The organism is Haloarcula sp. CBA1122 (assembly GCF_009741785.1).
In the GTDB taxonomy this organism is placed as follows: Archaea; Halobacteriota; Halobacteria; order Halobacteriales; family Haloarculaceae; genus Haloarcula; species Haloarcula hispanica.
Genome location: NZ_WPCB01000007.1, coordinates 51,411 through 66,426 on the forward strand (window position 1 = coordinate 51,411; position 15,016 = coordinate 66,426).

15 protein-coding genes and 1 tRNA gene are annotated in these 15,016 nt (G+C 63.3%); 10 read left to right on the forward strand and 6 right to left on the reverse strand.

The features are described from left to right. Positions 1–12: 12 nt before the first annotated feature. A complete protein-coding gene (locus GJ630_RS04480) occupies positions 13–1,152 on the reverse strand; it encodes an acyl-CoA dehydrogenase family protein (RefSeq protein ID WP_191449448.1) in 1,140 nt (379 codons plus the stop codon). Between the two features lie 101 nt (positions 1,153–1,253). Between GJ630_RS04480 and GJ630_RS04485 the strand changes: the two genes are divergently transcribed. The 6 genes from GJ630_RS04485 to GJ630_RS04510 all read left to right on the forward strand — a co-directional run bounded on the left by GJ630_RS04485 (position 1,254) and on the right by GJ630_RS04510 (position 7,287). Then, positions 1,254–2,624 (forward strand): ABC transporter substrate-binding protein, encoded by a 1,371-nt coding sequence (locus GJ630_RS04485; RefSeq protein WP_191449449.1) that lies wholly within the window; start codon positions 1,254–1,256, stop codon positions 2,622–2,624. Positions 2,625–2,627: 3 nt separating this feature from the next. Beyond that, positions 2,628–3,515, forward strand: a complete 888-nt coding sequence (locus tag GJ630_RS04490) for a branched-chain amino acid ABC transporter permease (protein WP_014041181.1) — start codon at positions 2,628–2,630, stop codon at positions 3,513–3,515. Further along, on the forward strand, positions 3,508–4,629 hold the full coding sequence (locus GJ630_RS04495; RefSeq protein ID WP_050037014.1) for a branched-chain amino acid ABC transporter permease: 1,122 nt from the start codon (positions 3,508–3,510) through the stop codon (positions 4,627–4,629). Before GJ630_RS04490 ends, GJ630_RS04495 begins: the two co-directional genes overlap by 8 nt. Further along, positions 4,626–5,363 carry an ABC transporter ATP-binding protein gene (locus tag GJ630_RS04500; protein ID WP_371726961.1) on the forward strand — a complete coding sequence of 246 codons (738 nt, stop codon included), beginning with the start codon at positions 4,626–4,628 and terminating at the stop codon, positions 5,361–5,363. Before GJ630_RS04495 ends, GJ630_RS04500 begins: the two co-directional genes overlap by 4 nt. Beyond that, positions 5,360–6,076: an ABC transporter ATP-binding protein gene (locus GJ630_RS04505; protein WP_146416950.1), complete on the forward strand. Its 717-nt coding sequence runs from the start codon at positions 5,360–5,362 to the stop codon at positions 6,074–6,076. Before GJ630_RS04500 ends, GJ630_RS04505 begins: the two co-directional genes overlap by 4 nt. A gap of 875 nt (positions 6,077–6,951) precedes the next feature. Continuing rightward, the gene (locus GJ630_RS04510) at positions 6,952–7,287 is read left to right on the forward strand and encodes a hypothetical protein (protein WP_014041184.1); all 336 of its coding nucleotides are present in this window, start codon (positions 6,952–6,954) and stop codon (positions 7,285–7,287) included. 376 nt (positions 7,288–7,663) lie between these two features. On the opposite strand, the gene GJ630_RS04515 is transcribed toward GJ630_RS04510, so the two are convergent. Beyond that, on the reverse strand, positions 7,664–8,653 hold the full coding sequence (locus tag GJ630_RS04515) for an aldo/keto reductase (protein WP_371726962.1): 990 nt from the start codon (positions 8,651–8,653) through the stop codon (positions 7,664–7,666). A 118-nt stretch (positions 8,654–8,771) separates the two neighbouring features. Next, positions 8,772–8,921, reverse strand: coding sequence for a hydrogenase maturation nickel metallochaperone HypA (locus GJ630_RS19435; RefSeq protein WP_137683897.1), 150 nt, complete (start codon positions 8,919–8,921; stop codon positions 8,772–8,774). A gap of 258 nt (positions 8,922–9,179) precedes the next feature. Between GJ630_RS19435 and GJ630_RS04520 the strand changes: the two genes are divergently transcribed. Next, positions 9,180–10,361 carry an alanine--glyoxylate aminotransferase family protein gene (locus GJ630_RS04520; RefSeq protein WP_191449450.1) on the forward strand — a complete coding sequence of 394 codons (1,182 nt, stop codon included), beginning with the start codon at positions 9,180–9,182 and terminating at the stop codon, positions 10,359–10,361. A gap of 137 nt (positions 10,362–10,498) precedes the next feature. On the opposite strand, the gene GJ630_RS04525 is transcribed toward GJ630_RS04520, so the two are convergent. Continuing rightward, positions 10,499–10,572 (reverse strand) — tRNA-Tyr (locus GJ630_RS04525). Positions 10,573–10,838: 266 nt separating this feature from the next. On the opposite strand from GJ630_RS04525, the gene GJ630_RS04530 reads away from it, so the two are divergent. From GJ630_RS04530 to ftsZ, 3 genes are all read left to right on the forward strand, one after another. Beyond that, on the forward strand, positions 10,839–11,465 hold the full coding sequence (locus GJ630_RS04530; RefSeq protein WP_014041192.1) for a zinc ribbon domain-containing protein: 627 nt from the start codon (positions 10,839–10,841) through the stop codon (positions 11,463–11,465). Between the two features lie 237 nt (positions 11,466–11,702). Next, complete coding sequence (locus GJ630_RS04535; protein WP_004515010.1) at positions 11,703–11,879, forward strand: ribbon-helix-helix domain-containing protein; 177 nt, start codon at positions 11,703–11,705, stop codon at positions 11,877–11,879. Positions 11,880–11,881: 2 nt separating this feature from the next. Further along, positions 11,882–13,120, forward strand: a complete 1,239-nt coding sequence (ftsZ, locus tag GJ630_RS04540) for a cell division protein FtsZ (protein ID WP_151103750.1) — start codon at positions 11,882–11,884, stop codon at positions 13,118–13,120. Positions 13,121–13,224: 104 nt separating this feature from the next. On the opposite strand, the gene GJ630_RS04545 is transcribed toward ftsZ, so the two are convergent. Both GJ630_RS04545 and GJ630_RS04550 read right to left on the reverse strand, forming a co-directional pair. Beyond that, positions 13,225–14,220: a TIGR00269 family protein gene (locus GJ630_RS04545; protein ID WP_050037020.1), complete on the reverse strand. Its 996-nt coding sequence runs from the start codon at positions 14,218–14,220 to the stop codon at positions 13,225–13,227. 87 nt (positions 14,221–14,307) lie between these two features. Next, positions 14,308–15,006, reverse strand: a complete 699-nt coding sequence (locus tag GJ630_RS04550; protein ID WP_191449451.1) for an alpha/beta hydrolase — start codon at positions 15,004–15,006, stop codon at positions 14,308–14,310. Between the last annotated feature and the right edge of the window lie 10 nt (positions 15,007–15,016).

Here is a 15,016-nt window from a genome sequence, read left to right on the forward strand (position 1 = left end):
CTCGGTGCAGTCTTACAGCACGCGGTCGGCGATGATGTTCTTCTGAATCTCGCTGGTCCCCTCGTAGATTTTGGTGATTCGGGCGTCGCGGTAGTACCGCTCGACGTTGTGGTCGGTGACGTAGCCCGCACCGCCATGGACCTGAATCGCCTCGTCGGCCACGTCGACGGCGTGCTCGCTGGCGAAGAGCTTCGCCATGCTGGCCCACTTCGTCGCAACGTCGAGGTTGTCCTCGTCGATGGCGCTGGCAGCGCGGTAGGTGAGCGACCGCGCGGCCTCGACGTTGGTCGCCATCTCAGCGATCTTGTGTTCGATGGCCTGAAACTCACTGATCGGCTGGCCGAACTGCTCGCGCTCGTTCGCGTACTGAACTGAGTCGTCGATGGCGGCCTGAGCGGTGCCGACAGCCTGTGCGGCGACATTCGCTCGCCCGCTCGCGAAGAAGTCCATCAGCTGGTAGAAGCCAGCGCCCTCCTCGCCGACGAGGTTCTCCTCGGGGACGCGAACGTCGTCGACGATGATTTCGGCCAGGTCCGACGCGCGGATGCCGAGCTTGTTGTCGATTTTCTCGGCCTGCAGGCCGTCGGTATCCGTCGGCACGAGGAACGCGCTGATGCCCTCGTGGCCGGCGTCGGGGTCGGTCTTGGCCATCACGACCATCACGTCAGCGACGGTGCCGTTCGTAATCCACATCTTGTTACCGTTAAGCACCCAGCCGTCGCTGTCGCGTTCGGCGTAGGTCTCGATGCCGGCCACGTTCGAGCCGTGGGCGGGTTCGCTGATGGCGCTGGCACACGCCGACTCGCCGCTGGTGATTTTCGGCAGCCACTCCTCTTTCATCCACTCGTCGCCGTACTTCTGAATCATGCTCGACCCGAAGCCACGGGAGCCGATGGCGCTCCCGATACCCGGGTCGGCCCGCCAGAGTTCCTCGGTGACGACGACGCCAGTGAGGCTGTCCATCCCCGCGCCGCCGTACTTCTCGGGGACTTCCGGCGCGATGAGGTCGTACTGTGCCGCCTGCTCCATCAGTTCCGCCGGGTAGCGCTTCTCCCTGTCGCATTCCTTTCCGAGCGGCTCGATCTCGTTTTCGCCGAATTCACGCACCGCTTCTCGGACTGCCGTCTGCTCGGCCGTCAAGCTAAACGCCATATTCGATGTGTGACGGCCACCCAGATATAGATTTGGTCGAATCCTCCCGCATCTTTAATGTGTATGGTTTGGAACGTGGTACCACCCACCGAGGGTAAACCATGGCAGACCCAACGAGCACACCCAGCGACAGTAGCACAGCATATACCAACAGCATCGGTCGGCGGTCATTCATCAGAGCGGCCGGGGCGAGCACGGCGCTCGGACTGTTCGCCGGCTGCAGCGGTGATGGCGGCGGTGGTGGGGAGAACCCCGATGGAGGTGGTGGCATCGCCGAGACGGTCACCATCGGCCACCTTGCACCGCTGAACAACCCGCTCGGCGTTGGCTCGAAGCGGTCGGCGGAGATGGCGGTCGCCGAAATCAACGACGACGGTGGTATCGCCGACCAGACCGTCGAACTCGTTACGAAGGACACGCGGGCGTCGCCGTCCGAGGCGCGCACCGTCGCAGGCGAGTTGGTCCGACAGGAGGAAGTCGACGCCATCGTCGGCACGTTCTCCAGCGAGGTGACCCAGTCTATCATGGACCTCGTGTCGGAGTTCAATACGCCGTTTCTGGTCACCGGCTCCGCCGCGCCGAGTACCGTCACGGAGTTCGTCGCGTCCGACTACGAGCGCTACAAGAACACGTTCCGGGTCGGGCCGGTGAACTCCCACTTCCAGGCGGAGGTCATCAGCCAGTACGCCGGCCACCTCTCGGACCGCCACGGATGGAACACGTTCGCTGTCGTCGCCGACGACGCCGAGTGGACGACGGTGTTCCGGAACCGGCTGGTCGACCTGCTGAAGGAGGCGGACTTGGACGTGCCGATGGTGAACGGGCTGGCAACGGATACTACCTCTTTCGGGTCGGTGCTTGACGATGTGGACGCGGCGGGTGCGGACGCGATGTTCCGCTTCTTCGCACACATCAACGGCGGGCCGATGGCGGCCCGCTGGGCACAGGGCGAGTACGAGTTCGGCATCGAGGGAGTGCACGTCGCGTCGATGCTGCCGGCGTACTACCAGCTCACCGAAGGCGCGGCGGCCTACGAGACGACGACACAGTCCGGCGCGGCGGGTGTCACCGACATCACGTCGAAGACGGTCCCGTTCACGGAGGCGTACATGGAGGCGTACGGCGACGCCGATGACCCGCCGAGCAAGCCGATGTACATGGGCTTTGTCACCTACGACGCGATACACGTCTTCAAGAACGCTGCCGAGCGCGCCGGTACCGTCGACCAGGAGAACAACCTCGATACAATTGTCGACGCGCTGCTCCAGACTGACTTCACCGGTGTGGCCGGGCAAATCCAGTTCTACGGGGCCGACGAGACGTACGCTCACGACCTGCGAGAGGAGCGAGACGGTGACGGCGTCATCACGAACTACCCGCTTACCCAGTGGCGCGAAGACGGCTCGCTCGAATGTGTCTACCCGGAGGGCTTGCAGACAGCCGAACACGCCGCGCCGCCGTGGATGGGGTGAACGATGCTGGGCGACATTGCCAGCGTCATCGTCGACGGCGCGCTCATCAGCGCCGTCTACGCCCTGATCGCTATCGGCTTCACCATGGTGTTTGGCGTCGGCGGCGTGTTGAACCTCGCCCACGGTGCGCTGATAATGGCCGGCGCGTACACCTACCTGAGTCTCGTCTCGGACAGCATCCTCGCGAGCGTGACGCTGCCTCCGATAGTCGCGTTCCCGCTCACTATCGTCGTCGTCGGCCTCATCTCCTACGGCCTCTACGTCGTGTTAGTTCGGACCATCGAGGAGAACGTCGTCATCACGTTCCTCGCGACCATCGTGGTCGCCATCGCCTTCACCGAACTCGTCACGCTCGTGTTCCACGCGCAACCCTACCAGTACAGCGTGGTGCCGGGCGTGCTGCAGGTCCAGGCGCTCGGGACCCGAATCCTGTACGTCGAACTCGCGGCCTTTGTCGTCTCGTGGGTCGCGATGGGGCTGCTCTGGTACTACGTCACCAAGACCGACAGCGGGCGGTCGATACGCGCCACCTCGATGAGCGAGCGCGGAGCCATGCTCACCGGCGTCGACGTGTCGGGCGTGCGTGCCCGTACGTGGCTGGTCGCGGGCGGCCTGGCTGGCATCGCCGGCGTGTTCTTAGGTGGCATCGGGGCGGCCGAACCGACGATGTGGCTGGAACCGCTCGCGCTCGCGTTCATCATCGTCGTCGTGGGCGGCATCGGCTCCATCAAGGGGTCGGTCGCCGCGGCCTACATCGTCGGCTACCTGCAGACGGCGACCGGACAGTTCCTCGGACAGAGCGTCCGCGGCATCATGTCGCTGGTGGTCCTCGTGGTCGTCCTGCTGGTGCTGCCACAGGGCCTGTACGGCACGGAGTTCGTCCATGAGTGACCGAGAGCAGACCGGCCGAGGTATCGGCCGGCTCGTTGGCCGCGCCGAATCGGTCCTGAGAGACAGCGTCCTCCCGCAGGGAGCCGGCGTCATCGGAGCGGTCGGCCAGCCAGCGGAGCGGCTGCTCTGGCCGGTCGCCGAGCGGTACAACCGGACACTCGGCAAACGCTTCGGCGAAATTACCGGCCTGCAGTTGTTGCTGTTGCTGGTAGCTTTTGGCGGTCTCGTCACCGCGCCGCTGTGGGGCCAGGACTACCTCAGACCGCTCACGCTTGGCGCGGTCTGGGCCGTCTTCGCGATGGGCTGGGACATCCAGAGCGGTTACACCGGCTACATCAGCTTCGGCCACTCGGCGCTGTCGGGGGCGGCCGGCTACACCACCGGCTTGCTGGTGCTCCATCTGAATCCGGAGCTATCGCTGTTTGTCACAGTCCCGCTGTCGATACTCGCGACGACGGTGCTGGGTCTGGCCATCGCCGTCCCCTCGCTCCGTCTCCGTGGCCCGTATTTCTCGCTCGTCACCTTCGTCACCGTCCTGCTGTTCTACCGGCTGACAAAGGCCCTGAGCCACTGGACGAACGGCCTGCGGGGCATCCGCGTCGACGTGTTCACCTACGACCTGACGCTGCAGTACTACATGGTCGTGGTGCCGATGCTCGCGGTTGCGGCCACGCTGACCTACGTCGGGCGCTCCGATGTGGGGACCGTGCTAGTCGCCATCCGCGAGAACGAGGATGCCGTCTCCGCGGCCGGGTTGGACCCGACGAAGTTCAAGCTCTGGTCGTTCGTGCTGAGCGCCGTCCCGATGGGTATCGGCGGGGTCCTGCTCGCCCACGTCAACGCGGGCGTCGACCCACAGACGTTCGTCATCGTGGACAACAGCATCCAAATGATAGCGATGGCAGTCATCGGCGGCATGAGCTCGATTCTGGGACCGCTCGGCGGCGCGTTCCTGTTCGTCGGACTCCGGGACGTGTTCCTCGTCGGCCTCGGCGAGGAACTGCGCTGGCTCGCCCTCTGGCTGCTCGTTCTCCTCGTGCTGGTGTTCGCCCGGGACGGACTGTTCCGTCTCCTCTGGCGTGCACTCGGCGCGCTGGGAGGTGACCGACGGTGACGCTGCTGTCGGTCGACGGGTTGACCAAGCAGTTCGGCGGCCTCGTCGCCGTCGACGACCTCTCCTTTGGCGTCGAGAGCGGCGAGATACTCGGCCTCATCGGCCCCAACGGCTCCGGCAAGACGACCGTGTTCAACTGCATCATGAGCATCTACGCGGTGACCAGCGGAACGGTGCGCTTCGGCGGCACAGATATTACGGACGACAAGACACACCAGATTGTCAACCGTGGACTGTCGCGCGTCTCTCAGGAGTCCAATCCAATCGGGTCGATGACCGTCCGAGAGAACATCGAGCTGTTCACCTTCCCCAACAGCGTCCGCTCGTTCGACGGCGGCGCGAGCGACGAGGCAATCGCGAGCTACGCCGCCCAGGTCGACATCGAGGACGCCCTCGACGACGACCCCGGGTCCCTGCCCCACGCCGACGTTCGCCGCCTCGAAATCGCGAAGGCACTGGCGACGGAGCCGGACCTCCTCTTGCTCGACGAGCCCTTCGCCGGCTTGAACCAGACGGAGGTCCGGCAGCTTTCAGAGCAGTTCGAGTCGTTCCGCGAGCAGGGCATCACCATGGTCGTCGTCGACCACAACATGCGCGGCCTGATGGACCTCGTCGACCGGGTCGTCGTGTTGCACAACGGCCAGAAGCTCGCGTCGGGTGACCCGGCCGACATCGTCGGTGACGAACGGGTTCAGGACGCCTACCTTGCCGGGGAGGTGAACGCGGTCCAATGAGCGACCCGCTGCTCGAAGTCGAAGACCTCGACGTGTACTACGGCAAGTCACAGGCGCTTGACGGCGTTTCGCTGACCGTCGAGCGCGGGGAAATCGGCGGCATCGTCGGCCCCAACGGCGCGGGGAAGACGACCCTGTTGGACGCCGTCGCCGGCTTCCTCGACTACGACGGGACGATTCGGTTCACCGGGCGAGACGTGGCCGACCTCGACCCCCAGCAGTTGGTCAACGACGGCCTCGTCTACTGCACCGAGGACCGCGACCTGTTCCCGTTCTTCTCGGTGCACGAGAACCTGCTCATGGGTGCGCAGTTCCGCGAGGACCGCGATGCCGTCCGGGCTGACCTGGACATGGTGTACGACCTGTTCCCGCGGCTCGACGACCGCCGGGACCAGGAGACCCAGACCATGAGCGGCGGCGAACAGCAGATGCTGGCCGTCGGACGTGCGCTGATGGGCGACCCGGAGCTACTCGTCCTCGATGAACCGACGCTCGGACTGGCTCCTGTCATCATCGACGACATCAGCGAGGCCATCGAGACGCTGAACGGTCAGGGTCAGACGCTCCTGCTCGTCGAGCAAAACGCCACGTTCGCACTGCGCCACGCCCACCGGCTCTCACTGCTGGAATCCGGCCGGGTCGAGCTCAGTGGCTCCGCCGCGGAGTTCCAGAACAACGACTACATCACGGAGGCGTACGTCGGCATCCACTGAGCGAGCGCTGGCGAACCGAATCCTCGGACGTGTTAACACTACGTCCGTCGTCGACTGCCACTCGTGCAGTCGCACTTCGCTGTCGGCGGTTCGTATTCTCGAACAGATGCCGAATACAGTGAAAGCAACGGGTGGCCAGCCATCGGACTACACCGCCCCGCAAAATGGGCGCATATATAGCTGTACGCGCTTGCCGCGGTCTCTTATGATGACGGTTCATTGCCGGCAAACGCAGAGCGCACCGGGAGCAAACACAATCGATGTGTTGCTTGTTCCGTATACTGAAACTGACAGTGTTCCACGGCACTGTGGCTCGCCGATAGCCCGGTCCAGCGGGAGAAACAGGGACTTCTCAGTACAGTGGAATAATAACCGTACTTTTGTTATCTAGTAGGACAAGCGAGGGCAGACTGCCCGAGCGTGTGTCGCCCGTGGGAGCGGATACACCGGTCCGGCGGCAGGGTTACCAGTTGACGTGGACTAGTTGACTGCCACCGGGCCAGGCTTACGCTACGACGCAGGCGCTTTCGATATCGTTCGACCTATCCGAACGATCACAACAGGGCAGTGCGTCTTTGGTGGTGTGATATTACCGAGACCACGGTAACAGATTTGGTCAGAGGTATAGATCTAAATATTCGATATGTATTCAATTATTCCGATAACTGAGGGTTAGATAGGGATATCGACTGCTGAATGGGCGGTCTTGGTCCTATATTAGACCAAAAAAGTGCTCCCGAACGTGGTTATAGCTACACATATTGGAGAGACAATAACACCCATACAACTCGCTTTTGCAGTGAAACAGCCGGTAGATGCGTCTGTTGTAACAAATATGGAAACGTATTTCTACAAGTGTGCATATATTTGTCCCTATGGGAGACGAAGAAGACATCGAAGACGAGACCGTGTCAGTATCGATGGAGATATCGGGGAATTACGACGAAGTCATGTCGAAACTGGCGACAGAAGACGAGGGGTCGACGTCGCTCGTCTCGCTACTCGACGACCTCGAACAGTTGCTTGATACGGTGGTTCGGATGGACGGTGGGACACGCAGTGCAATTGCCCAGCAGCTGCCCGAGGATATGGCCGTCTCCTTCGACGCTCAGGCGGTCGTCGATACGCTTCAGGTGCTCGAACGCTACGACCTCGTTGTCCTCGAAGGCAACACCTGGAAGCCCGGTCCGAAACTCACCACCGAAGAGTGATTCACCACAGTCCGGCCGGTAGCGGGTGGCTAGTTCGCCGGAACCGGTCATGATGATCGGAGCCAACGGCTGCAACTCCTTCCAGAGCACCAGTTTCGGTGTGCAACGGCGATAGATTTCCAGTTGACGTGACCGAAGTGCAGTAGCGCCCCCCTGTCGCCCAGTCTGTCCACTGTCACCACGTAAAGAGCTGTATAACAAACATCGGATCGCACGGAAGACTGTATGCGAGCACAGTGCGTGCTCGTACTCTCCCGACGCCCACCGTCCCATGCTCCCCTGTACGGGACGGTTTCACGCCGGGTTTGCCCACCCGGCATCGGCCTTCGACGTCCGTTCGATCCGCATTTCTCGAACAGTTCTGTCACGCAGGCGATTACCAGCGGTGGTGGACGTCGTCGAAGACGTACGCCTCGTAGATGTCACGTACCGCGCCGTGGACCTGATTCGAGAGCGGGTCCATCTCGCTGACTGCTGCGTTCGCCCGGACGTGCTCCGGCGAGGTCGAGCCGGGGATGACGGTCGACACCGCGTCGTGGTCCAGAATCCAGCGCAACGCCATCTGGGCCATCGTCATCCGCTCGGGGACGTGCTCGCGGAGGTCGTCGACGGCGTCGAAGCCCGCGTCCACCGGGAGGCCGGCGAAGGTTTCGCCGCGGTCGAACGCCTCGCCCTCGATGTTGAAGTTCCGGTGGTCGTTCTCGGGGAACTCCATGTCCCGGGAGAGCTTGCCAGTCAGGAGTCCGGAGGCCAGCGGGACACGGACGATGACGCCGATGTCGCGGCGCTTGGCCTCCTCGAAGAACAGCTCCGCGGGTCGCTGGCGGAACATGTTGAAGATTATCTGGACAGTCTCGACGCCGGGATACTCGATAGCTTTCAGTGCTTCCTCGACGCGTTCGACGCTGACGCCGCAGTGCTCGACTTTCCCCTCGTCTTTCAGCCGCGCCAGGGCGTCGAACGTCTCGGGCCGGTAGTAGGCGTCTGTCGGCGGACAGTGCAGTTGCAGGAGTTCCAGCGTGTCGACCCCGAGGTACTCCCGCGAGCGGTCGACGTGCTCGGAGAGGTTGTCGTAGTTGTAGCGCTCGGCCGTATGGGGGTCGAGTCGGCGACCGGCCTTCGTCGCGACGGTCACCTCGTCGCGGACCTCGCGTTCGTCGAGCACGTCGGCGATGCGCTGTTCGCTGAAGCCGTCGCCGTACACGTCAGCAGTGTCGATGAAGTCGACGCCAGCGTCGAGCGCTGTGCGGATCGTTTCCCGTCCTTCCGCCGCCGAGACATCGCCCCAGTCGCCACCGATGTTCCAGGTTCCGAGTCCGACAGTTGTCACGTCGTACCCTGTCGTCCCTAACTGTCGTCGGTTCACGTATAGCCGTACCGTCGGCGGTCACTTGGTGGCTGTGGTACGCGGCACCAATCTAAAAAAGGGCAGTGTAGCCCGATAGCAGGCAGTCCGGTGGACGTGCCAACGTGGACGCCGGGGGCTACGTGAGCCACTTCGTCCGGCGGATGTCGTACGCACCGCAGTCCGGACACGAGTGGTACTGAACGTCGAACGACGCCCGGCACACCAGACAGGTGTACCGGCGTCTCGGTTCCTCCCCAGGGGACACGGCGTTATCGAACAATCCCATCGACGACCACACACTCCCTTCGCAGTACGAGAGTAAAAACAGGGCAGATCGTTCATGCACATCATATCGTCGCTGTCTTGCGGTTACGATTATGGGGGAGGGTGGTGTCCGCTGGTGACTGGCAACACAAACGTGATCTTTGAGAGAGGTTTTTGGAACGGGAGGTTGTCGTCCCAGCGAAGTTGTGAAGCCGACCTTGCCCTGACCAGAGAGTCGTGACCGCGGATTTTAATGCCCAGTCACCGGGTAACACACGGTATGGATGAGGCACCAGCTGTCGGTGAGTTGACACCACCGGATCGAACACTGATGGGTCCCGGCCCGAGCGACGTCCACCCGCGCGTACTCAAGGCGATGAGCACGCCGCTGGTCGGCCACCTCGATCCCTCGTTCATCGAGATCATGGACGAGGTCCAGGACCTCCTCCGGTACACGTTCCGAACGGACAACAAGTGGACGATTCCGGTCTCCGGGACCGGCTCCGCGGCGATGGAGGCCGCCATCGGCAACGTCGTTGAACCGGGCGATACGATGCTCGTCCCGACGAACGGTTACTTCGGCGACCGGATGGCAAGCATGGCCGAGCGCGCGGGCGGCGACGTCGTCACCGTCGACGCCCCCTGGGGCCAGCCGCTCGACCCGGCGGCGGTCGAAGCGGCATTCGACGAACACAGTCCGGACGTGTTCGGGTTCGTCCACGCCGAGACCAGCACCGGCGTCCTCCAGCCGTCCGTGCCCGAACTCACTGATATCGCCCACGCGAACGACGCGCTGGTCATCGCCGACAGCGTGACCTCGCTGGGCGGCGTCGAACTCCGCGTCGACGAGTGGGGCATCGACGTGGCCTACTCCGGCCCGCAGAAGTGCCTCTCCTGTCCGCCGGGCGCGAGCCCACTCACGCTCAACGACGACGCGATGGACAAGGTCCTCTCCCGCGAGTCCGAGGCCCGCTCGTGGTATCTGGACATCTCCCTGCTGGAGGGGTACTGGGGCGAGGAGCGCGCCTACCATCACACGGCCCCGATTACGAACGTGTATGCGCTCCGTGAGGCGCTTCGCCTCGTCGCCGAGGAAGGCATCGAAGAACGCTGGGACCGCCACCTGCGCGTCGCTGGCGCGCTGAAAGCCGGCGTCGAGGGCATGGGACTTGAGATGAACGCCCCCGACGACTTCTGGCTCCCGAGCCTGAACACCGTCCGCGTGCCCGACGGCGTCGACGACGGCGCAGTCATCCAGCACCTGCTGGACGAGTACGACCTCGAAATCGCCAGCGGTCTGGGCGCACTGGAGGGCGACATCTGGCGGATCGGCTGCATGGGCCATTCGGCCCGACGGCAGAACGTCAGCTACCTGCTGACGGCACTGGGCAACGCGCTCGGAGAGCAGGGCGCGACCGTGGACGTGGACGCTGGGCTGGCGGCGATGAGCGAGCGGTTCTGACGCTGTACTGAGCCGTCCCCGACGATTTTATTTCACGGATCTGCTGGAACAGGGTTGTCTCACGTAGCGCCGTTGTCCGAAGTCATGCGACAGACCAAGTCCTGTTCACAGTCACTCGACACCGACTGAAAACCAAGTCCGCCCTCCCCGATTTGAACGGGGGACAAGTCGATCTACAGTCGACTGCTCTACCAGTCTGAGCTAAGGGCGGTCGACACCCGAAAATACCCCGCCGTCCAGACTTAAGGATTGTTATTCGTAGAGGGTGCGCCGAACGGTCACACGACGCGGAGTGACACACCGGCTGGTGTCAGACACGTCTGACCCCGCTTCCGATCTTCCGATAGGCGGACCGAAACGGTCTACGAACGGTGTCCGACCGAACAGAGATGTATCGCGTCATGCCGGTAGCTGACGGGCGTCAGACAGCGCGGGAAGATTAAAATACCAGCCTGTATAATACCCTCATCGAGCCCGATGAGTAAGATAACGTTCCGTGCTGACGACGACCTCATCGACCAACTCGAGGCATTCGACGCCTCGAAGAGCGAGGTCATGCGCGAAGCACTCCGGGAGTATCTCGGAGACGCGTCACCGTCAGCGTCGGAACCACCGTCGGCGGCGTCGGAGTCCGTGACCGACGCCGAGACGATCGACGAGCTCATCGAAGACCGCGTCGACAGTATCATCGCCGACCGGCTGCAAACGCGACAACCGCGCTCGCAACCGCAGGATGTCAACGTAAACATCTCGTTAGACGGCGTAAGCGCGGGGGCAGCGAGCGCCGAAACCGAGCAACAGCGCGCCGGCAGCCGAGGGGAAAGCACCGAGAGCGGACGGTCCCACGACGAAAGTCAAACGTCTGATACGAGCGGGCGTAAGACAGAAGCGGAAACACGGGACAGAGCCGAGACGGAAGAACGTAAGACGTGTGCGCAATGTGGTGAAAACTTGGGTTCTGACCACGTTTACTGCCCGAACTGCGGTGAGAAAGCGTCCCGCCGGGTGTTCTGTGACTGCGGCGACGAACTCCGGTCGGACTGGGGATTCTGCCCGGGTTGTGGGAGACGAACGCCTGCGGCGGATGTCCTCGACCAGACCTAAACCAGCGTTTGCACGCGATAGACGCGCTCAGACGCCGTAAACGGGAAAGTGTATGACACTGCCCGTAAGTTTTAATACATCAGGGTCAGTGGTTTATTCTGCGTAAGACGGTCGTCTTACACAGCGACGAACGCGAGGGGATGCCGCCCTCGTACTGCGGTTTCGCTGTGTAAACACTCGTGCGGGGCGTAAACAGGTCCCGTCCGGGCCGTCTTACCCAAGGGGAAACTACCAAACATGGAGCGTGTGACACTACGGATTCCGAAGCAGCAGATTGAAGAGGTCGAACAAATGGTCGAGACGGGCGAGTACCCCAATCGGAGCGAAGCGATTCGCTCGGCGGTTCGGGAGATGCTCGCCGAAGAAGGCTCCGAACAGGCCTCCGAAAAGAAGCGGTCCTGGGCCAAGGTGTAACGATGCAGGATATCGTCAACGAGGCCCTCGAACGCGACGAGCAAGAAAAGAAGAAGATGTCCGACGAGGACGTCGACGGGTTCGGAGACCCGCGCATCGTCATCGTCGGCTGTGGTGGCGCCGGCAACAACACGGTCAACCGCCTGTACAACATCGGCGTCGAGGGCGCTGACACCGTGGCCATCAACACGGACAAACAGCACCTCAAGATGATCGAAGCCGACACGAAGATTCTGGTCGGCAAGTCCCTCACCAACGGCCTCGGGGCCGGCGGTGACCCATCGATGGGCGAGCGCGCCACGGAGATGGCACAGGGCACTATCAAGGAAGTGCTGGGCGACGCTGACCTCGTGTTCGTCACCGCCGGCATGGGTGGCGGCACGGGGACTGGCGCGGCCCCGGTCGTCTCGAAGATTGCCAAGGAACAGGGCGCAATCGTCGTCGGCATGGTGTCGACGCCGTTCAACGTCGAGCGAGCGCGGACGGTCAAGGCCGAGGAAGGCCTGGAGAAGCTCCGCAACGAGGCGGACTCCATCATCGTGCTGGACAACAACCGCCTGCTCGATTACGTCCCGAACCTGCCAATCGGCAAGGCGTTCTCCGTGATGGACCAGATCATCGCCGAGACCGTCAAGGGCATCTCCGAGACCATCACCCAGCCGAGCCTCATCAACCTCGACTACGCCGACATGACATCCATCATGAATCAGGGCGGCGTCGCGGTGATGCTGGTCGGCGAGACCCAGGACAAGAACAAGACCGAGGAGGTCGTCAAGGACGCGATGAACCACCCGCTGCTCGACGTGGACTACCGCGGCGCAAGCGGCGGCCTGGTCCACATCACTGGCGGCCCGGACCTCACGCTGAAGGAGGCCGAGGGCATCGCACAGAACATCACCGAGCGGCTCGAGGCCGACGCCAACGTCATCTGGGGCGCGCGGATTCAGGAAGAGTACAAGGGCAAGGTGCGAGTCATGGCCATCATGACCGGCGTCCAGTCCGCCCAGGTACTCGGCCCGACGACCCAGAAGCAGGCCAACAAGTCCCGCGAAGCAATTCAGGAAGTCGGTGACGACACGTCTTTCGACGCGTCCGACAACGTCGAAAGCTTCGACAGCCCCGCCCCGAACGGCGGGAGTCAGAACAGCGGCGGTCGCACCACCGGCTACAGCGAGACCGACGGCGGGCAGGACCAGCGCGAGAAGAACAACGGACTCGACGTCATCCGGACGAACAAGTAGCGACGTCTACGACTTTTCTTTCGGTTTCTACGGCCGCGAGCGACGCGATCGGTACAATAGTATACAGAACCGATACGTGTACGTCGGGATGTCAGACACGCGCGTCAGACCGCTTCCAGCGCGTCCAGCAGATTGCACTTCCGGCAGAGGTCCCGCGCCGTCGGTGCGCCGCAGTTGTCGCACTCGCCGTAGTCGGTGTCGCTGTTCTCGCCGCCGTAGGTGTCGGCGGCTAACGCGGCGAGTTTTTCGTAGCCGGCCATAATCGAGTGGCGGGTTCCGGGGTGGTTCTCTTCGAGGCCAAGCATGAGCTCCTGTATCTCGCCGCGGTAAGCCTCCTCGGCGTGGGGACATTCGGTGATGTGCGCCGGGAGATCTTCGAACCGGGCGTACAGCGCGACTTCCTTCTCCGGGATGTCACGGAGCGGCTTGGCCCGTGGGATGTGGTGGTCTTGCGCCTCACGCGTCTGCTCCGTCGGTGCGTCGGCGGACGAGTCAAACGGACCGAGCGACGCCTCGAAGTGCTTGGCGATCTGTGAGATGTCACCTTCGAGGAAGTTCATCAGCGCCGTCTCGGCCTCGTCGTCGAGGTTGTGGCCGGTCAGCAGTTTGTCCGCGTCGAGTTCGTCCGCGTACTTCGAGAGGAGGTCACGGCGGAACACGCCGCAGTAGGCGCAGGCGGCCATCCCCTCGGGGTCGTCCTCGACGACGTCGTCCATCTGGACGCCGAACTCCTCGGCATAGGAGACGGTGACGTGTTCGATGCCGAGGTCGTCGGTCAGTTCCTCGCAGGCCTCCAAACTCGCGTCGCGGTATCCCTCGATGCCCTCGTGAATAGAAAGGGCGACCAGTTCGATGCGGGGGTCCTCGGCGAACGTGTCGTGCAGAATCTGCGTGAGAACGACGCTGTCTTTGCCGCCCGAAAGGCCAATTACCCATGTCTCGGGGTCTTCGACTGTGGCGTCGTCGGACACGAGCCCGTCCTCGCGGATGCGACGGCGGACCCGTTTCGTGACCGCTCGGCAGAGATGAGACTCACAGAGGTGAAGCCCGGAATAGGCCGCATGTAACACCGCGTTCTCGCCGCATTTGTCGCACTCCATCGTGACGAGTAGTCGTGGCCGCAATGGTGAGAGGGTTTCGTCTCGGCCACGACAGGCCAGGTCGTACCGAATTGATCACAGCCACACTCACAGCGTGTCGGGGCCGTGCTGTAACGCGTCGAGGACCATCTCGACGGTGTCCTCGCGGCCGCTCGACGAGAACAGTTCGTGGCCGCCGTCATACAGCCGGATGCGGTCGGCCGGCAGGCGCTCCCCGACGGCACGCGGGTCGACAACTGTGTCCGTAAGTGAGCAAAACGCCGCGGCGGCGTCCCGGGCCGGCGGAAGGGACCGCTGTGCCCGCAGCACCGTTCGAAGGAAAGCGGGCGAAACCGACGACGGGGCGTCCGCGAGTTGCCGGGCCGTCGCCAAGTCGCCGATAGCGCCGGCGTCCAGCGTGTCGACCGGGATGAACGGTTTCGTGATCGGCAGGGACGCGACAGCGTCGAGTACCGACCGCGGAGCCGGCAGGTCGGTGTCCCACCATGGGCTCAGGTACACCCGATTGCCGATGCCATCGGCGTCGATGTGGGCCGCTGTCAGCCCGCCCGCGCTGTGGCCCAGCAGGTCGAACCTGCCGAGGTCGGCGGTGTACTCCTGAACCGGACCGACCCACTCCCGCCGGTAGTCGGTGATATGTGTCGGTAGTTCGACGGCGTGGACGCGGTATGCCGCCGCAAGCTGGTCGACGAGCCACTGGACGTTCCGGTGTCGGCAGCGGTTCCCCCACCCGAGGACGAGCAGGCAGTCGCGGGCAGCCCCCTCGTCGTACACGCGAATCTGCATACGCGACGTT